The sequence below is a fragment of the Urbifossiella limnaea genome, assembly GCF_007747215.1.
Lineage (GTDB): Bacteria > Planctomycetota > Planctomycetia > Gemmatales > Gemmataceae > Urbifossiella > Urbifossiella limnaea.
Genome location: NZ_CP036273.1, coordinates 1026146 through 1044817, shown reverse-complemented (window position 1 = coordinate 1044817; position 18672 = coordinate 1026146). Strand labels below are relative to the sequence as shown.

At 72.7% G+C, this 18672-nt stretch carries 13 protein-coding genes and 2 pseudogenes; 8 read left to right on the top strand and 7 right to left on the bottom strand.

The window, feature by feature from the left end; translation table 11 throughout:
- Positions 1–35: 35 nt before the first annotated feature.
- From ETAA1_RS04240 to ETAA1_RS33760, 4 genes and pseudogenes are all read right to left on the bottom strand, one after another.
- On the bottom strand, positions 36–3329 hold the full coding sequence (locus ETAA1_RS04240) for a WD40 repeat domain-containing serine/threonine protein kinase (protein WP_390621247.1): 3294 nt from the start codon (positions 3327–3329) through the stop codon (positions 36–38).
- Entirely contained in the window at positions 3329–3916 is a 588-nt protein-coding gene (locus ETAA1_RS33765; RefSeq protein ID WP_145234604.1) for an RNA polymerase sigma factor, read from the bottom strand. The genes ETAA1_RS04240 and ETAA1_RS33765 overlap by 1 nt, the downstream gene beginning before the upstream one ends.
- Positions 3917–4088: 172 nt before the next feature.
- Positions 4089–5357: pseudogene (gene tnpC, locus ETAA1_RS04230) on the bottom strand (IS66 family transposase); the annotation flags it as partial.
- Positions 5354–5461: pseudogene (locus ETAA1_RS33760) on the bottom strand (IS66 family transposase zinc-finger binding domain-containing protein); the annotation flags it as partial. The pseudogenes ETAA1_RS33760 and tnpC, both read right to left, overlap by 4 nt.
- A 21-nt stretch (positions 5462–5482) precedes the next feature.
- On the opposite strand from ETAA1_RS33760, the gene ETAA1_RS32710 reads away from it, so the two are divergent.
- Positions 5483–6094, top strand: a complete 612-nt coding sequence (locus ETAA1_RS32710; protein ID WP_145234600.1) for a hypothetical protein — start codon at positions 5483–5485, stop codon at positions 6092–6094.
- Complete coding sequence (locus ETAA1_RS04220) at positions 6082–6573, top strand: transposase (protein WP_145234598.1); 492 nt, start codon at positions 6082–6084, stop codon at positions 6571–6573. The genes ETAA1_RS32710 and ETAA1_RS04220 overlap by 13 nt, the downstream gene beginning before the upstream one ends.
- 621 nt (positions 6574–7194) lie before the next feature.
- Here the strand turns inward: ETAA1_RS04220 and ETAA1_RS04210 are convergent.
- Positions 7195–7875, bottom strand: coding sequence for a hypothetical protein (locus ETAA1_RS04210; RefSeq protein WP_145234596.1), 681 nt, complete (start codon positions 7873–7875; stop codon positions 7195–7197).
- Positions 7876–7980: 105 nt separating this feature from the next.
- Here ETAA1_RS04210 and ETAA1_RS04205 point away from each other — a divergent pair, with 105 nt between their 5' ends.
- From ETAA1_RS04205 to ETAA1_RS04190, 4 genes are all read left to right on the top strand, one after another.
- Entirely contained in the window at positions 7981–8244 is a 264-nt protein-coding gene (locus ETAA1_RS04205) for a helix-turn-helix domain-containing protein (RefSeq protein ID WP_145234594.1), read from the top strand.
- A 248-nt stretch (positions 8245–8492) separates the two neighbouring features.
- Positions 8493–9221 carry a hypothetical protein gene (locus ETAA1_RS04200; protein WP_145234592.1) on the top strand — a complete coding sequence of 243 codons (729 nt, stop codon included), beginning with the start codon at positions 8493–8495 and terminating at the stop codon, positions 9219–9221.
- A 129-nt stretch (positions 9222–9350) separates the two neighbouring features.
- On the top strand, positions 9351–10112 hold the full coding sequence (locus tag ETAA1_RS04195; RefSeq protein ID WP_145234590.1) for an SGNH/GDSL hydrolase family protein: 762 nt from the start codon (positions 9351–9353) through the stop codon (positions 10110–10112).
- Positions 10109–11530 carry a DUF1501 domain-containing protein gene (locus ETAA1_RS04190; RefSeq protein WP_145234589.1) on the top strand — a complete coding sequence of 474 codons (1422 nt, stop codon included), beginning with the start codon at positions 10109–10111 and terminating at the stop codon, positions 11528–11530. The genes ETAA1_RS04195 and ETAA1_RS04190 overlap by 4 nt, the downstream gene beginning before the upstream one ends.
- Positions 11531–11551: 21 nt before the next feature.
- Here the strand turns inward: ETAA1_RS04190 and ETAA1_RS04185 are convergent, their stop codons facing one another.
- Positions 11552–11911, bottom strand: coding sequence for a hypothetical protein (locus ETAA1_RS04185; protein WP_145234587.1), 360 nt, complete (start codon positions 11909–11911; stop codon positions 11552–11554).
- Here ETAA1_RS04185 and ETAA1_RS31455 point away from each other — a divergent pair.
- Positions 11895–12359 carry a hypothetical protein gene (locus tag ETAA1_RS31455; RefSeq protein ID WP_202920651.1) on the top strand — a complete coding sequence of 155 codons (465 nt, stop codon included), beginning with the start codon at positions 11895–11897 and terminating at the stop codon, positions 12357–12359. The two genes, ETAA1_RS04185 and ETAA1_RS31455, sit on opposite strands and share 17 nt — an antisense overlap.
- A 28-nt stretch (positions 12360–12387) precedes the next feature.
- On the top strand, positions 12388–15774 hold the full coding sequence (locus ETAA1_RS04180) for an Hsp70 family protein (RefSeq protein ID WP_202920650.1): 3387 nt from the start codon (positions 12388–12390) through the stop codon (positions 15772–15774).
- Positions 15775–15804: 30 nt separating this feature from the next.
- Here the strand turns inward: ETAA1_RS04180 and ETAA1_RS04175 are convergent, their stop codons facing one another.
- Positions 15805–18366, bottom strand: a complete 2562-nt coding sequence (locus ETAA1_RS04175) for a toll/interleukin-1 receptor domain-containing protein (protein ID WP_145234583.1) — start codon at positions 18364–18366, stop codon at positions 15805–15807.
- Positions 18367–18672: the final 306 nt, after the last annotated feature.

Sequence of the window (18672 nt, the reverse complement as noted above, 5' to 3'; positions counted from 1 at the left end):
TCATGCCGGCCGCCCCCTGTTCACTTCAGGTCAGGTCAGCGGAACGTCTCTCGGTCGAACGCGTTGACCAGTCGGAACAGGGGCTCCCGTTCCGCAACGAGGATCAACCCGCTCGCGTCCGACCAGACCAGCCACCTGCGGTCAGGCGATCGAAAGTACCAGGCGGTCCGGTCTTCGGGCACGAACGTTCCACCGGTCAGGCCCATCAGCGGTTCCCAGTCGCGCGGGAGGTCGCCGCTCCGGGCGCGGGCAGCCCAGTTCTGGAGGAGTCCCGGTTCCGCGTCGTCACCGACCGCGGGTTCTTCCCGTACCCGTCCGTCCGCACCGACCGAGTAGCTGACCTGAAAGTCCGTCGAGATCAGCCTGGCGATGCCCTGTCCCGACGGATCGACACGGAGTGCGGGATCGGACGGGATCGGTTGGGGCAGCGCGCGCGAGTGGATCGTCCGCCGCCCCTCGAGGTCCACGATCTCCACCCGCGTCCGCTCACGAGGCAGGCGCGGACCGACCCAGGCGTAGTACCGACCGCCGGGGGTGAGCAACCCTTCGAAGTGGCGGCGCACGTCCGACGCGTGCGCCGGACGCACCACGGCGAGCCGCTCGGGACCGTGGGTCGGGTTCAGGTCGTACAGGACGCTCTGCAACACCTCCGACTGGCCGACGAACTCCTCGCGGACCAGTCGGAACCGGTCCCCGCCGAGGGCCGCCAGGTGGTCGAACCCGCCCGGCAGTTCCCAGCGGCCCGCTTCGCGGCCGCGGGTCAGGTCCCGGACCACGACCGCGGACCTCTCCCGACCCCCGCTGGCGAATGCAAGCCACCGGCCGTCCGAACTCAGCGCCAACCCGCAGTTCGCGGTGTAGAACCCACCGATTGGCAGCGGGTACGAGGCGACGGCTCCGCCCGATTCGAGGTCCCACACCCACCCCTCGAAACTCGCGTCCACCGACGCCAGCCGCTTCCCGTCAGCCGAGTAGGCCAGTTTCCCCACGGCCGTCTGGTGACCGCGCAGCGTCCGGATGGCGGCCGGCTCCACCCACCGGGCGACCCCCGCCCCCTGCGAGTCGCTGATCGTGACGGTACGCCCGGCTCGACCGAACTCCACCACGGAGAACGGTGCCGCCAGAATCACCCGCCCCGCCGGGTCCCAGAACAGGCTCTCCGACGTGGCGCGCGACGCGCAGAGGACGCTCCCGTCCGGCGCGTACTCCAGGGAACCGACCCCGTTCGGGAACCGGCCCGACATGGCCCGCTCCGGCTTGCCCTCTTCCCAAACGACGACCCGCCCTTCCTTGAACCCGGCCGCGAGCGTGCGCCCGTCCGCGGTCCAGGCCAACGACTCGACCTGCGTGCGCGCCGCGCTGGCGAATCGGTCCGGTTCCGGCTGCCCGGCGGACGTGAAGACGCGGACCCGGCCGGCGACGGACCCGACGGCGACCCGGTCCCCCGCGGGCGCGAATCGTGCCGCCGCCGGCACCCCGAACTCACGCGGCAACGTCCAACTCCCGCGGGGCGCCCATCCGTCCGCCCGCCAGGCACGCACCCTCCCGTCGGCGAAGCACGCCCGCAGGTCGCAGCCGTCGCTCGCAAAACTCAGGGCGATTGGCGGGCCACCCGGGGCCGGCTCCGGTTCGGCGAGCGGCCGCGACTGGCGCAACTCCCCGTCCCAGATTTGCAGCCCGCCGGTGGCCGGAGCGAAGGCCAGGAAGCGGCCATCCGGGCTGAACGCCAGCCGCGGGCTTGGTTCACCGAGTTCGGGAGGGGTGATATCCGGGGGCGGCTTCGATCCCGGATTCAGCCGGATCGGCTTGGTTCGTGAACCCGCCGCCAGCCATGCTCCGCCCGGGTGCGCCGCCACGCTCCACAACGACAACGGTAACATCGGCAACGGAATTGTCGCGTCCGGTTCACGGTCGATGTCGTGTGCCGCCAGCGACATTGCGAACAGTGTTCGGGCTTCGAACCGCGCCGCCCCGCGATGGCCTTCGGGAAGTACCTCCCACGCTCGCCCGACGGCCGCCAGCGATTCCCGCACTTCGCGCAGGCGCCCGACCCGGCCCTCCTGAAGAGATCGCCACCCGCGCGCGAGTGCCATCTGAACCTCGGCGCGAGCGCGGGCTTGCCCTTCCTGCGCTTCCTTCTCGCGGGCCAACTCGGCGGCCCGGCGCTCGAGTTCGGCACCGCGCCGGTCGGCCCGGGCCTGTTGGTTGAGGGTCCAGGCCGTCCATCCCAATCCGGCGCACGCGACCGCCAGGGTGCCCGCCACCTGGATCGCGCGTCGCGCCCACAACTTCTGCCGCCGCCACCACCGCCGCACCCGCCCGGCGCGAGACGGGTGCCAGACGCGCTGCGACCGACCCTCGCTCCAGTGCCGGAGTTCCGTGGCCAGTCCCTCCGCGGATTGGAAGCGGTCGCCCGGTTCCTTTTCCAGGCACCGCAGACAGACGGCTTCGAGCGTGCGGGGGACCCCCGGTCGGACGTGACGGGGCCGGGGCGGCGCGTCCTCGGCGATCTGCCGCGCGAGTCCCACGGGCCCGGTCGGTGAGAACGGCGGACGGCCCGTGAGCAGTTCGTAAAACACGGCGCCCAGTGCGTAGACGTCCGTTCGGGCGTCGGCGTCCCGGGCGTTTCCCCCGACCTGCTCGGGGGCCATGTACAGCGGGGTTCCGAGAACCTCGCCCGCCCGGGTGACACCCGGGTTCGTCAGGTCGCGGGCCAGGCCGAAGTCGATCAACTGGGGCTCGCCCGCCGCATCGATCAGGATGTTTCCCGGCTTGATGTCTCGGTGGATGACACCCTGTTCGTGGGCGTACTGAACGGCATGTGCCAGTTTCCGGATCAGCCCCACGACTTCCGCGGGGTGGTACCGGACCCCGGACGCGACGCGCGTCGCGAGCGACCCCCCGTCGACGAGTTCCATCGCCAGGTAGGGCTGGTCGTCGGTTACCCCCGAATCGAGGAACCGGACGATGTTGGGATGCTTGAGCCGGAGTAAGAGCCGAGCGTCCCGCTCGAGCCGGTCCGGCAGGCAGGCGGGACGAAACACTTTCAGCGCGACGGTCTGGTGTGTCGAGGTGTCGATGGCGCGGTAGACGACCGCGGACCCGCCCGCCCCGAGTTGAGCCGCCAACCGATACCGCCCCAGTCGCGGGAAGGTTTGGATCTCCTGGTAGAACCGCAGCGCGGTCTGGAGTTGTTGTTCCAGTTCGGCAGCGTGCTGCGGGTGTTCCAGAATAATCGCGTCGGGGTCGAGAGTGTCCCCCGCCCACAGCCGACGAATGAAGTCGTCGACGACCGAAGGGATATCCGGTTCCGTCGCGGGCGGGGGCATCACTCGTCCCCCAGTGCCCGACGCAGAGTTGCCAAAATCTCCTTCCGCCATCCGCCCACGACCGTGTGGTCGGCGAGCCCGAGTTCGGTGGCGATCTGACGGCAACTGACTCCTTCGTAGAGGCTCCGGCGGATGATCAGTTGCTCGTCGGGTCCGAGGGCGGCAATGGCGCCCTCCAGTCGCGTGCGCCACTCGGCCCGGGCCGCCTGTGTACTGGGCGTGGGGTCACTCGCGGCCGGAGCGGCGGTCCCGAACGCGTGCGGTTCCAGTGGGTGAGTCGGTGGAGCGGACGGCCGGCGCGTGCGATCACGGGCCACATTTCGGACCACTGTCCGGAGCCACGCGCGCAGGCACGCGGCGGTGTCGGCGGGGGTATCGGCCCCCCGGAACGTACTGAATCCCGCACGAAGTTTCATCCAGCTCTCCTGGACGATGTCCGAACTGCTCGTGTCGGCCCAGCCGCTCCCCACTGCCTGTGCGGCGCAAGCGGTCAGGAAGGGGTACACCAGAGCGGAGAGGTCGTCCCAGCACTCGGGGTCGCGGTCCCGCAAGCGGGTGAGCAGGGCGTGGACGTCGTCCCAGGTCATGCCCGCAAGATAATGACGCGAACACCGTTACGCTGGAGGAAAAATGGAAAGAACCTTGCCCGGCCCGGCGCCCTGCGCTGGCCCGGCGCGTCAGCAAGACCCGAAGTGGCACCGATTGTGACACCAGTTTCGCGGTCGCGCCCCACGGTTCGAGACGGATTCGTGTTGGGTATCATCCCGGAGCCGAGGTCGGTGCGGGCGCGTAACGCGGTGCGTCCCCCGGCGTCGGGGATCGGCAGGCTCGATGTGAGCTGATGCGTGGTGGCCTACCCGGCCACCGCCGCCGGGATGGGTGATCGCGAGTACGATTCAGCAGCCAGCGGTCGGGGAGCCAGTTCGACGGGTCCTCGGCGGTCGGCTTGTCGCCCAGGGCGAACAGCCCGGGCAGCGCCTCCGGCAGGTACGCGAACGGGTCGATCCCCAGGTGCTTGCACGTCCCGACGATCGAGTACAGCACCGCCGCCGTCTGGCCGGCCACCTCGCTCCCGATCACGCCGCAGTTGTTCCGACCCGACGCGATCGCCCGCAGCGTGCGTTCGCTCAGGTTGTTGCCGATCGCCAGGTACCCCTGCTCCAGGTAGCGCTTCAACGCCGCCCAGTTGTTGACCGTGTACCCGATGGCGCCGCCGAGCGGCGACTTCGGCAACGCCAGCGGGCGCGTCTGCTCCAGCCACTTTTCCAGGTCGTCCCACACCGGCCCGGCGTCGCGGTGCCGTACCGCCCGACGCTCCTCCTCCCGCTGCCGACGCTGCTCCTGGTGCACCGGATCGTCCGACGGCGGCAGCAGCGGTGGCAACGCCCGCTCGACGGCGTACAGCCGGCCGATCATCTCGACCGCCCGCGCCGCTCGCGTGTCGCCGGCCTCACCGGCGGCCGCGAACTTGCGGCGGGGGTGAGCCACGCAGCAGACGTGCGTCACCCGGTCGTCGCCGTAGAGACCCTCGTACTGGGCCAGGGCGTCCGCCTGCAAGTAGCCCTTGCAACCCGCGAGGAAGCGGGTCGGCCCGTCGGCCGTGTGGTCGGTCGTGAAGTCAAACACCACGTACGGGTAGTCGGCGTCGCCGGCGCACGCCCACAGGTAGGCCTTCTTCGTCCGGGGGCACCCCGGCACCCGCAACTTCACCCCGGTGTCGTCGCCGTGGGTCACCCGCGACCGCAGCACCCGCGCGTGCATCAGGTCGTACAGCGGGGTCAGCAATTCCGACGCGCCGAAGAGCCAGTCGCCCAGGGTCGCGGACGCGATCGTCACACCCGACCGGGCCAGCTGGCCGGCCAGTCGATGCACGGGCGTGTGGTCGGCGAACTTGGCGATGACGACGTGGGCCAGCAGGCCAGGACCGCACAACCCCCTGGCGATCGGACCGACGTGCGTCGGGCCGGCGGTCGCCAGCCGCTGCTCCGCCGGCACGGCCGCGGGGTCGCAGTGCGGCAGGCGTAGCTCTTCTCGAAGGTGCGGCGGACGAAGAACGTGGCCGGGTCCAGGTCGAGTTGCTCGGCCGTCTGCTCCCCGATGCACGCCCGCGGCCGGCCGCAACACGGGCACATCCGCTCGGCCGCGGTCAGGTCGTGGTCGACCTCGCGGCGTTCGAGGTGTGCGGGCAGCGGCGAGCGGCCGTGCTCGTCACGCCGACGCTTCGGCTTGTCGGCGGCGGGCGGCGGCCGAACCGGTGTTTCAGGGCCGCGTCGAGCCTGGCCGACAGTTCGGCCACCCTCGAGCCACTCGACGTGGGCGAACTTTGTCGCGGTCAGAACGTCCGCTGGCGGCAACGCGTCCTCGATCCGGTCACCACCATCTACGTCTTCCTGTTGCAGATCCTACACGGCAACACCGCCTGCGCCCACCTGCCACGCGTGACCGGCCGCCCGTTCACGGCTTCGGCATACTGCCAGGCCCGTGGCCGTCTGCCGTTGGCCGTCCTGCGGTCGGTCACGGCGGCCCTCCGGCCGGCCGTCGATGCCGAGGGCCTCTGGCGGGGGCACCGGACGTGCTTCGTCGACGGCACCGGCGTGAGCCTACCCGACACGCCAAGGTTGCAACGCGCCTTCGGCCAGCCGACCAATCAAGCGGCCGGCTGCGGGTTCCCGGTCGCCCGCGTCCTCGCCCTCTTCCACGCCGGCACGGGCTTCCTTCAGTCGTTCCTCACAGCCCCGCTGCGGTCGCAGAGATGGCGAACGTGACCCGGTTGCACCCGGAACTACGCGCCGGTGACGTCCTCGTCGGGGACCGGGCCTTCGGGACGTACGCGTACCGGTATTTCCTCGTCGATCACGGCTTGCACGGGGTGTTCCGCATGAGCCAGCGACGGGTCGTAGACTTCACCCCCGGTCGCTCCCCGCCGCCCCGGTGGAACACGGGCAAGCTCACCGGCAAGACCCGCTCCCGGTGGGTCCGCAACTTGGGGCCGACGGACCAGGTCGTGGAATGGTACAAGCCGTACCAACGGCAGTCATGGATGACCGCCGAGGCGTACGCGGCACTGCCGGTCACGCTGGCCGTCCGGGAAACCCAATATGCCGTGAACCGACCCGGCTTTCGGGTGGGGACCGTCACTCTGGTCAGCACGTTGCCGGACGAGACGGCGTACGCGTACCCGGCGGGCGCGCTGGCCGAACTCTACCGCCAGCGGTGGCAGGTGGAAACCGATCTGGCCACCTGAAGACGACCCTCGGCATGGACGCGCTCAAGTGCGAGACGGAGACAGGCGTGATGAGGGAGTTGGTCGCGTTCGCCATGGTCCACAACTTGGTCCGGGTGGTCATGCTTGAAGCCGGTCGGCGGCAGAAGGTCCCGGCGGCGCGGATCAGCTTCGTGGATGCGTTGCGGTGGCTGGCATCGTCCCCGCCGGGGACGCCGTTGCCGGACTCGGTCGTGAATCCGGACCGGAAGGACCGCGTCGAGCCGCAATGTCAGAAGCGGCGGGCCAAGAAGTACCCGTACATGATTCGGCCCCGCGCGGAGCTCCGACAAAAGCCTGTGGCGCAAAGGGTTCCGGCTCAAGTTAATGGCATTCCGGGAGAGCCAGGATTCCGTGCCAATCACCACCCGCACCACCGGGTCCGGGGACGTCTGGGCCGGGGACGCGTTCCGGACCACGAGGACCATCCCCTTGCCGACCGGCGACGCCCAGAACGACGCCGCGACCGAGAGCTTCGGCCGCGAGGGACGGTGCGAATGAATTGTGGTGGCGCCGCCACACAACAACCGTCCACCCGCCGTGCGGGGGCTGCCAGGTCGGCCGCGGCCGGCGCGGCGGGGGCCGAGCCCGCCGCCCGGGCGGTCAGGGGACGGCCACTTCCAGCGTCTCGTAGTCGGCGTGGGCGACGGCGATCGTGTCCCCCGACCGGTACGGCCACCCCTCCGCCCACCCGTGCTCGGTCACCCCGCGCGGGGCGAGGACCACGGCCGTCGAGCGGGACGCGCCGGTCGTCGGGTTCCGCACGGTCACTGCGACGGACAGGGTCCGGGCGCTCTCGTTCCGGTACTGCGCGACCAGGCTCCCCCCGCCGGCCGACCGGCGGAGGGTGACGCGGACCGGGAGGTCGGGGCGCACCGGCTCGAACGGGATCACACGCAGGGTGGCCATCTGCTCGTCGCACAGGTGGACGTCCACCGGCGACCCGCGGAAGCAGTCCCGGGACACCGCCTCCCCAATGGCCCGCCAGGCCCGGGGGTGGATGGACGACTCGGCCCCGGCCCGGACGACCACTCGGACCTCGTACCGGCGGTTCAGGTACCGCACCTGGGCAGTCACCGGCCGATCCCCGAACAGCTTCTCCTTCTTCAATACGGCCGCAACCGCCCCAGCGTCCGCTGGTTCGACGTCCGCGGTGAAGTACAGTTCCGAGACCCCTACCGGCAGGCGGTTGCCGAGGGGGTGCGCTTGCGGCGACCGGTTGCACCCCGGGGCCAGCAGCAGCAGGGCGAGGAGAAGGGCAGCGGGGCGACGGGCGCGTGTCATCGGGCGTCCCGGACTGCGGGCCGGCCGTTGGTCGGCCGGGTGTTGACCGCATTGTGATTTGACACGCAAATCGTGTCAAGGGCCGGCGGTCGTACCCTCGCCGCGATGGCGACGAAGGCCCAGCACGGGGACGACTACGCCCGGCTCCCGCCCTTCCTGCGGGGGCTCCGGGAGGCGGCCGGGCTGACCCAGCGGGACCTCGGCGCGGCGCTCGGCCGGCCGCAGAGCTGGGTGTACAACTGCGAGACGGCCAACCGGCGGGTGGACGTGACCGAGTTCGCCGCGTGGGCGGAGGCGTGCGGGTTCGATCCGGTGGCGGCCCTGACCACTTTTCTGGCCGGCTCCGACCCCGCGCCGGGGGCGAGATGACCCCCGGCACGGGGTCGGAGCCGGCCCCCCGGCCGCGCCCGGGGCCGGTATGACCATTCATCGGTTCCGGCGACGCCGTGACCCGGAGCCCGTCATCCGACGGCCCGGATGTTCCACACCCGCGACGCCGGTCACGCCGACCGGTCGTTCGGCCGGGGTGTCGACGACCGGCCGGGGGGACGGTTGGCGCGGCCGCCGGCCGGGGGTAGGCTACCGGCGACGTCCCCACCCGCCCTCCCGGTCGCCCTATGTCTACCACAGCGGACGAGTACCGCACCGCCCTGCGCCCGGAGCTCCTGGCGAAGTTCAGGCAGCTGGCGAAGCTCCTCCGCCGGCCGGGCAGGGGGCTCGGAGACTACCACGCCGCCGGCCTGCTGGTCCGCGCCCTCGTACCGCTGGAGACGACTTACGGGACGGGGTCGGTGGACAACCTCGCCGCCGCACTGGCCGACCCCGACAAGGAAGCCGCCGGCCTCCGGTCCCTGCTGTACCGGCTGCTCAAGCTCGCGAAGTACTACCCCGACGGGCTCCCGGCCGGGGCCGCCGGGAGGCTCTCCTGGGAGGCGATGAAGCCGGTGCTCGCCGTCCCGGACGAGGCCCAGCGGGAGGCCCTCCTGGCGGGGATACTCGCCAGTGAGAGTGTCCCGTCGCTCCGGGAGGTGCAGGCCCTGGCCCGCCGGCGGAAACCCGCCCGCCCGCCCGCCGAACCGACGGAGAAGAAGCCGACGCCGGCGCCCCACCCGAACGACGCCCTCCGGGATCTGCAACTGCTCCTCCGGCGGTGGTCGAAGGTGTACGCCGACTGGGGGCGGGGAAGCAGGGCGACCGCCGCCCGGGTCGGCAGACTGCGGGCGGAGCAGCGCCAGGCCTTCCGGGCCGGGCTGGAGGAGGCCGTAGACGGCCTGGCCGGCCTGTCACGGCAGGCCCGGAGCCTGGCCCGGGAACTCAGGCCACTGACGAAACCGGACGAGGAGTAGGCCCCGGCCGGGGGACCGGCGGCCGGGCGGAATCGGGCCGGCCGGCCGCCGCCGGGCTGCGCCGCCGGCCAGTCCGCCGGCGACTGAAAGTTATCGCTGGATTCCTCGCCGGCCTGCCCGGAGGACCGCATGGCGAAACGCGCACGCGGGAGAGCCCCGCTGAAGGTCCTCTTCATCGGCAACAGCTTCACCGCCCGCAACGACCTCCCCGGCCTGGTCGCCCGGCTCGCGGCGGCACGGGGGAGGACGCTCCAGCACCGCCTGATCAGCGCCGGCGGCGCGTCGTTGCGCGCCCACTGGAACGCCGGGGAGGCGCCGGCGGCGGTCCGGGAGGGCGGGTACGACGCCGTCGTCCTCCAGGAGCAGAGCACGCTGCCGGTCAAGAACGCCGGGCGGATGCACGAGAACGTCCGGCTGTTCGACGGCGCGATCACGGCCGCGGGCGCGCGGACCGTCCTCTACATGACGTGGGCGCGGCGGGACGCGCCGGAGGCCCAGCCGGCCATCGCCGACGCGTACACGGCCGTCGGCCGGGAGCTGGGCGCGACCGTCGTGCCGGTCGGCCTGGCCTGGCAGACCTTCCTCCGCGGGCACGAGCGGCCCGTCCTGCACGACCGGGACGGGAGTCACCCCACGCCGGCCGGGTCGTACCTGGCCGCGTGCGCCTTCCTCGCTGTCCTCTTCGGTGAGAACCCCGTGGGGATCGGCGGCGAGGTAGCGGGCCTGGACGAGTCGGAGCGGACCGCGCTGCAAGAGGCCGCGTGGCGGGTGTGCCGACCCGCGGCGGGACGGCACGCGGGCGGCGGGCGTGTTGCGTCCCCTCCCGTTCCCGATTACAGTCCACCCGTCACCCCCGCCTTGCCCCTCCCTCCCGCCGGGGCCGCCTCATGATCACCCTCCTCGGCTCGCCCCGCCGCTGCTGCGACGGGCTCACCCGCCGCGAGACGCTGACCGCCGGCGCCCTCACGCTCCTCGGCGGCGGGTTCACCCTCCCGGACCTCCTCGCCGCCGAGTCGCGTCGGCCCGCGGCCGCCCGCCCGGGCCGCGCCAAGAGCGTGATCCTCCTCTACCTCCTCGGCGGGGCCGCGACCCAGGACATGTGGGACCTCAAGCCGGCGGCCCCGGCCGAGATCCGCGGCGAGTTCCGCCCGATCGACACGAGCGTGCCCGGCGTCCGGATCGGCGAGCACCTGCCGCGGACGGCGACCTGGATGCACCGGGCCGCGGTCGTCCGCAGCGTCAACCACAAGGCCGGCTGCCACAACTGCCTCCCGAGCTACACCGGGCTCGAAACCCCGATGCCCGACCAGCACCCCCGCGACACCGACCCGCCGAGCGTGGGGTCGGTGTGCGAGTTCCTGCGGCAGGATCGGGGCGACCTGCCGGACTACGTGTACATGCCGTGCTGGCTCGGCTGGGGGCAGGCGTTCCGCCGGGCCGGCCCGTACGCCGGCTTCCTCGGCCGCCGGTACGACGCGCTGACCACCGAGTGCCGGCCGTTCGCCGACCCCGGGGTGACGCCGACCCCCGGCAAGCCGGCGACCGTCCGCGGGACGCCGCTGCTGCCGAGCACCGCGTTCGAGCCCGACCTCAGCCGCGACCGGTTCCGCACCCGCCGGGACCTCCTCGGCCGGCTCGACGGCCGCCTGCGCGAGGCGGAGGTGGGGTACGACCGCGTCCGGCAGCGGGCGTTCGACCTCCTCACGTCGTCCCGGCTGCGGACGGCGTTCGACCTGACCCGCGAGGACCCGCGGCGGCTCGACCGCTACGGCCGGACGCTGTTAGGCCACAGCACGCTGATCGCCCGGAAGCTGGTCGAGGAGGGCGTGCGGTTCGTAAACGTGACGTGGGACCTGTTCTGGGACCGGGCGAAGGTGGACTATGACGCCTGGGACACGCACACCCGGAACTTCGAGATCCTGAGGACGAACGAGCTGCCGCACTTCGACCAGACGTTCACGGCCCTGATGGAGGACCTGAGTGCGAGCGGGCTGCTGGACGAGACGCTGGTGGTGGTGATGAGCGAGATGGGCCGGACCCCGCGGGTGAACGCGAACGCCGGCCGCGACCACTGGACGTTCTGCTACTCGGTGGTGTTCGCCGGCGGCGGGGTCCGCGGCGGGACGGTGTACGGGGCGAGCGACGCCCACGCGGCCTACGTGAAGGACCGGCCGGTGACCCCGGCCGACGTCTGCGCGACCATCTACCAGGCGCTCGGGATCGACCCCGACTCGACGGTCCCGGACCGCGGCGGCCGCCCGGTGTCCGTCGGCCAGAACGGCAGGCCGATCGCCGACATCCTGGCGTAGGCGGGAAGCACGTGCCGCGACTCAGAGGTAGTCGGCCGCGACCCGGTCGGGGTCGAACGGGGTGAGCCCGCGGTCGGCGGCGAACACCGCGTCGGCCCGGTCGGGGCTCTCCACCCACGCCCCGCGGGCGCGCACGTGCAACCCGAACAGCGCGTGCAGGTCGGGCTTCCGCAGCCGGGTGACCGCACGGAGCATGAGCGACACCCCGCTCAGGTTGTCGCGGACGTTGTTGGCGAATCGCGGGTGCTTGCTGAGGGCGACGTCGGCCCAGACCACCGATACCCCGCCGGCGGCGGGCGAGCTGACCGCCCGCTCCGCCCCGACCCCGCCGCCCAGCGCGTGTGGTACTTGTCGGAGGCCGACCGTGACGCCTGACGACATCCCGATCCCGTGCGAGGAGCGGCCCCTCCGCGACCCGGCCGCGCCGGACAACGCGGCCTCCCTCGTCCACAAGGCGCTCGGCAAGGCCGGTCACGGCTACCACGCCCAGCTCGACTGGATCCTCGGGGCCGTGGCGCAGGCCCGGTTCCACGTCGCGCGAGCCGGGACGGAGCTGGACGCCGGCACTCCCGTCGCGGCCGCCGAGATGGTGCGGCGGATCGGCGTCGACCTTGATGAGCTGCTCGCCGGCTTCGGCGTCAGCGCCGACGACCCGGCCGGCCGTGAGTGGACCGCCGAGACGCGCGCCGCCGCGGACGTCCGCGGGTTCCAGGTCCGCGACGACCTGCCGCCGCCGCGCGTCGCGTACACCGAGTGCCCCGCGATCTACCGGAAGGAGCGGCTGCTGGCCGAGACGGCCGTCAGCATCGGAGGCTCCCGCCGGCGTTGACCGAACCCCCTCTCCCGAGTGCACGCCCGTGGAACGCGTCGTCGTCGGCATCGACCTGGGAACTACCCACAGCGTCGTCGCGGTCCCCGGCAGCTTCCCCGACAAGGGAAAAGTGTTCGGCCCCGTCACCGTCCTCGGCGACGACCTCGGTCGCTTGACCCACGCCTCGGCGGTCTGCCGGGTGGACGGCGAGCTAAAGGTCGGCGACGAAGCCGAGTCGCTGGCGGCGGAAGGGGTCACTCCGGTCCGGTTCGTCAAGAAGTACATGGGAACGCAGCACCTGTCCCGCGTCGGGGACGAGGAGTGGCTGCCCGAGCGGGTGTCGGCCGAGGTGCTCCGCCACATGGTCAAGATCGCCGAGGACGCCCTCGGGGTGAAGGTGACCGACGCGGTGGTGACGCACCCGGCGTACTTCGACGGGCTGGCCGTCGAGCGGACGCAGGCGGCCGGCCGACTCGCCGGGCTGAACGTCGAGGGGCGGTTGCTGATGGAGCCGGTCGCCGCCGCCATGGCCTTCACCCACGGTAAGCCGAACCCGCGCCTCCGGGTGCTCGTGTACGACCTCGGCGGCGGCACGTTCGACATCACCCTGGTCGAGCGCGCGGCCGGCGCGTTCCGGCCGGTCGGGTTCGGCGGGGACCGGGAACTCGGCGGGTACAACCTCGACAAAAAGGTCGCCACCCGCATGCTCAAGGAGCTGCGCGACATGGGGTACGTCCTGCGCATCGACCCCGAGCAGCCCGAGCGGGACGCCCGCTGGGCGACTCTCATGCGGCACGCCGAGGACGTGAAGATGCGGCTGTCGAAGGCCCTCAGGGCCGACGTCCGCGCCCCCGGCGTGTTCAAGGACGACTCCACCCCGCCGAAGTCGGTCCAGCTCGCGTTCACGCTGACGCGGAAGGACTTCCTCGAAATGATCGAGCCGGACCTGGCCCGCACGATGCGGCAGACGCTCGACGTGCTGGTGGCCGCCGAGCTCGTCCCCGCGGGGAGCACCCTCCCGCTCCCCGAGCCGCTGCGGGCCAAACTGCGCGAGGCGATCGACAGCCTGGTGCTCGTCGGCGGGTCGTGTCGGGTGCCGGCGGTGCGCGAGCGGCTGGCGTCCGACTTCGGCCTTGAACCGGAGGAGATCGACGAGGACGTGCTCGACCTGAGTGTGGCCGTCGGGGCGGCGATGGTGGCGGTGATCGCCGGTACGACCGAGGGCGGGGTGTCGCTGACGTACATCCCCGAGACGACCGACGACCCGCTGTTGCAGGTGACCGGGCAGGTGCAGCCTGGTGAGGGCCGCACCGCCGTCGCCGGCTACCGCGTATCCGTCACCGGCGGGGCGGCCGGCGGCGGGCGCGGGCTGACCGGGCCGGACGGCAAGTTCCTCGTCGAGGTGGAGTTGATCGAGGGCGAGGACAACGAGCTGACCCTGGTGGTGGCGGCGCCGGACGGGTCGGAGGTGCTCCGCAAGACGGTCCGGGTGCGTCACCCCGCCGCCGCCGCCGCCCCGCCGCCGCCGCCGCCGAAGGCCATCCTCCCCAAGCCGATCGCCGTGGGCACGGCGTCGGGCCTGGTCGTCATCGCCGCCGAGGGGGTGCCGCTGCCGTTCAAGGGGAAGGCGCCGCCGTTCAAGACCCTGGTGGAGATGCGCGAGATCACGATCGACCTGTACCAGGAGGACGTGCTGCTGAGCACCTTCAAGCTGGACGGGTTCAGCGCCCCGCTACCGGCCAACAGCAAGGTCGAACTGGAGCTGGAGATCGGGGCCGACTACGCGATGCGGGTGACCGCCGCGGTGCTGAACACGCCGATCCGCAAGTCCCAGCAGGTTCGGTTTACCGCGCCGTCGGTGCGGACGCCGGAGGAGCTGAAGGCGGAGTTCGCCCGGGAGCGATTGCGGTTCGAGAGCCGGATGGCGTACGTGCCGGACGGGCCGCAGAAGGCGCGCATCGCCGCCGAGTGCGAGCGGGTCATAGCGGAGATCGAGGACCTGTTCCGGCCCGAGTTCCCGGAGAAGGTCCAGATCGAGATGCTCTTCAAGAAGCTGATCGTGCTGACGAAGTCGCTGCCGGCGAGCGGCAGTCTCGTGCCGCCGAAGGCCGAGGTGGACGCGCTGTTCGACGAGGCCCGCAGCCTGCTGCCGAAGGCCGAGGCAAAGAAGCCGGCGCTGAAGGACCAGAAGGTCGGGGCGACGCTCGACGCGACGAAGGCGGAGGCCGACCGGGCGTACAAGCAGACGGACCAGCCGGCGTGGGGCCGGGTGGCCGAGAAGGTCGCCGACCTCGTCCGCCAGCTGGAAGACGTGATCAGCGGCGGGAAGACGGGGGGCCGGGAGCGGCCGCCGGCGCCGATGCTGAAGCTGGCGCTCGACCAGATGATCCAGGAGTGCCGCGGCCAACTCGGCGGCCTCCCAGCAGACCGCCAGGTCCGGTTCCGCGGCGAGCTGGACGAGGCGAGCCGCAGGCTGTCGCGCGTGGATCTGTCCAACGACGACGACGCGTTCCAGGAGATGGCGGCGGTGAGCCAGCAGCACATCCAGCCGGTGCAGGAGGCGATCACGAAGGGCGGGCGCGGCGGCAGCTCGCGGGACTGTTCGGAGGCCGTCCCGGGCCACCAGGTGGATCACGTCCACTTCTCCGTCACCGCGCCGCCGGCCGTCCCGCCGGGGGCGGTTTTCGTGGTAGACGTGTGGGCGCACCTGGAGGAGCAGCGGGAGCGGGTCGTCGCCCGCGCCCGGGAGCAGGCCGGCGGGGAACCGATCCAGGTCCGCACGCAGGGGCCGGTCGCGGTCGCACGCGGGGTCAGCCTGACCGTCACCCTTCGGATCAGCGGCCTGACGGTCGCGGACCCGGAAGGCACGGTCCTCTGGACCGGCAGCGTCGGGAGCGTGAGTTTCGTGGTCGAGGTGCCCGCCGACGCCGCCCCGGGCGGGCGGGCGGGCGTCGCGTCGGTTCGAGTCGACGGGCTGGAGGTCGCGCGGGTCTCGTTCGTGCTGCGGGTCGGGCCGGCCGCCGGCGCGGCGGCTCTGGTGGCGACCGAGGAGCGGCGGTACCGGCGTGCGTTCGTGTCGTACGCCAGCCCGGACCGGGACACGGTCCTCGCCGCCGTGCAGGGCATCCAGAAGGCGGCCCCCGGGCTCGACGTGTTCCTGGACGTGCTGTCCCTCCGGTCGGGCCGGGACTGGGCGGCGGACCTTCGACGGGAGATCCCCCGGAGCGACGTGTTCTACCTGTTCTGGTCGACGCACGCCCGGGCGTCGTACTGGGTCGAGCAGGAGTGGCGGTGCGCCCTGGACACCCGCGGGCGGGACTTCATCGACCCGGTCCCGCTCGCCCCGCCGGACCAGGTCGCGCCGCCCCCCGAACTGGCGGGCATGCACTTCAACGACTGGACGCTGGCGTTTCGCCGTCGGCCCGCTCAGTGACCTGAACGCCCGGCGTACCGGCGACCGGTGTCACCCGGGCGGCGTCGGGCGGCCGCGCGTGTACGCCAGGACCCAGTCGTTGAAGTGGAGGTGGGCGGCCAACTCCGGCGGCGGCGCGACCTGGTCCGGCGGGGCGAGCGGGACCGGGTCGATGTACTCGACGCCGCGTGCCGCGAGGGCCGTCTGCCACTCCCGGCGGACCCAGTCCGATGCCCGGGCGTGCGCCGACCAGAACAGGTAGAACACGTCCCGCCCGACGACCTCCTTCTCAAGCCGCTCCGCCCACCGGTCGCCGGACCGCAGCGCGGCCACGTCCACGAACACGTCGAGATCCGGGAGCACTTTCTGGATGCCTTGCACCCGGGCGAGCACGGCGTCCCGGTCCGGGCTGGCGTACGACGCGAACGCCGTCCGGTGCCGCCGCTCCCGCGCCGCGACCGGCGCCGGCGGCGCCTCCGCCGCGCCGACCTCCAGCTCGAAGTGGAGCTTGGCGACTTCCAGCCCGCTGGCGAACACCCGCAGCGTGCCCGGTTGTGCCCCCGCCGGCGTGTTCGCCGGAACCCGGACGGGGAACGTCGCGTTGCCGATCTCCCCGGTCCAAAGGATCGTGTCCTCGGGGTCGTCGATCACGAGTGTCGGCACCCGCAGGTGTACGGCGACAGTGGTGCCGCGGGCGACCTCCATACCACCCTTGGTGCGCGACGCGATCGGCCCGCCACGCTGCGCCTCGCGGGCCCGCTCGAGTACCTCCTGCCGCTGCGCCGCGAGGTGGGCCCAGGCGTCGATCACGTAGGCCCGGCCGGGCTGCATGACCGCCGGGGCGGTGACCGAGAAGTGAACCTGGTCGGTGGCCGGCTTCGGGACCTCGGCGCGTCCGCCGCGGCCGGTCAGCCGCGCCCACCACCCGCCGGTCGGCTTCGCCGCGCCGGCGGCCGGCGTCCTCCACCCGCCGGTCGGCTTCGCCGGGCGGGCATCGGCCTCGTCGTCGCGGGCCGACCGTCGCGGTCGGCTCATGGACGCGCGGGGCGAGTCTTCGTCCTCGTCGTCGGCCAGGAGTGCCTCCCCGCTCGCGGACGAGTCGTCCTCGCCCGCCCCGTCCTCGTCGTCGAACACGATGTCCTCGGACGACTCCTCCGAGTCCGCGTCCGACTCCCGCGCCACGGCCTCGCAGCCGGACTCGTCCGACACGTTGGGAATCTCGAAATCGGTCTCGAAGTTGTCCCATTTCCCCTCGTCGTCGAGCGCCGCCGACTCCAGGTTGCCCAGGCTCCCCGCGTCGGCCGAGTCGTCGAGGGTGAGCTCGAACTCGCTGTCCGAGTCGGACGAGACCGGCAGCTTCGGGGTCGGTCTCGGCTTCGCCGATACCGGCCCGGCCTCGCTCGAATCGGCCTCCAGCGACAGCTCAAGGTCGCCGCCGTCGTCCGCCCCCGGGGACCGGCCGAGGGCAACTCCGCTGTCCGCCGGCCGGGCGAGTTCGACCCCGTTCTCGCCAGCCCGCGGCGAGCCCGACAGGTCGATCTCGTCGTCGCTCGCGGGGGCGGGGAGCAGGGCGCACAGCCGGTCCATGCGGGTCTGGTACGCGTCCTTGCCGCGGCCCCAGCGGAGCGACTCGCGGGCGGCGGCGGCCGCGCCGTGCAGGTCGCCCGCCCGCTCCAGGGCTTCCGCGAGCGTGTCCCAGAACGCCGCGGTCGCGGGGGCCAGCTCCACCGCCCGGCGGGCCGCGCGGACGGCCTCGCCCACGCCCGCCGACGTCGGGGTTCCGGTGGTGCAGAGCGTCCAGGCGAGGCGGTTGAACGTGAACGGGTCGGTGCTGCCGAGGCGGACGGCCTCGCGGGAGTGCGCCACCGCCCCGGCCGGGTCGCCGGTCGCGGCGGCGCACCGGGCGAGTCCGTCGGCCGCGGCGGCCGACGGCTCGGCCTTGCGGGCGGCCGCGTAGCACGCCCGCGCTCGGCCGTAGTTCTTCTGCGCGAACTCGGCGTCGCCGGCCGCGACCTCCCGGAGCGCGCGGGCGGCCTCGAACGCATCCGCGTCGAGCGCCGCGGCGACGGTCGGCCACTGGTGCGGGGCGGCGTAGACGCACGCCCGCAGCCCCTTCGGGTCGAACCCGCTCTTGTCGGCGAGCGCGTCGAACCAGGCCCGCGCCTTCCGGGCCGACGGCGGGCCGCCCTGTTTCCACCCGGCCTCGGCGCGGACGAAGGCGTCCCGCACCTTCTGGTGGTCGGCCACATGGGTACGGAGTTCGGGGTAGAGGGTCGGGGGGAGGAGCCCGGCGACCAGCTCGGCGGCCGGGAGGGTGCGGGACAGGCCCGCGTCCTCGTCGAGCAGCCGGAAGGCCTCCCGGCCGGTCCACACGAGCGCGTCCGCACAGCGGGCCGCGAGCCCCGGCTCGCGGCCGAGCAATTCGGCCGCGGCCCGGACCGCCGGGCCGAGTACCCCCAGCGCGCGGGCGCGAATCGTCGTCCGGACCGCCTGGAGTTGCAGGAGGAGGAGCGTTTCCCCGGCGTGCTCGGGAACCTCGCCGCCGCACCGCGGGCAGAACCCACCCCCGTCGGGAACGGCGGACTCGCAGAACGAGCAGGTCGGGCGCGTCATGGTAGCCTCGGTCGCGACTTCGACTTCTCCGCCGCCCGTGACGGCCCCCGGGAATACCGCTCGACCCTCGTCCGCTCGGTGGGGCAGACACGGAACCAATCCACCCGGGCCACGCCCGCCAGGCTATGTGGGATGATGTACCGGTGACGGCCGAAGTTCAATGACGTTTCAAGGCGCCCTCGCCGGCCCGGGTGTGGGTCACCGACCCCGTTGAGACCGAGGTCCCTCCCGGGATGCGATACTTCGTTCCCAAGGCGAAGCACGACATCGGGCGCGACACCCCGAATTGGCTTGAGCCCGCCCGCG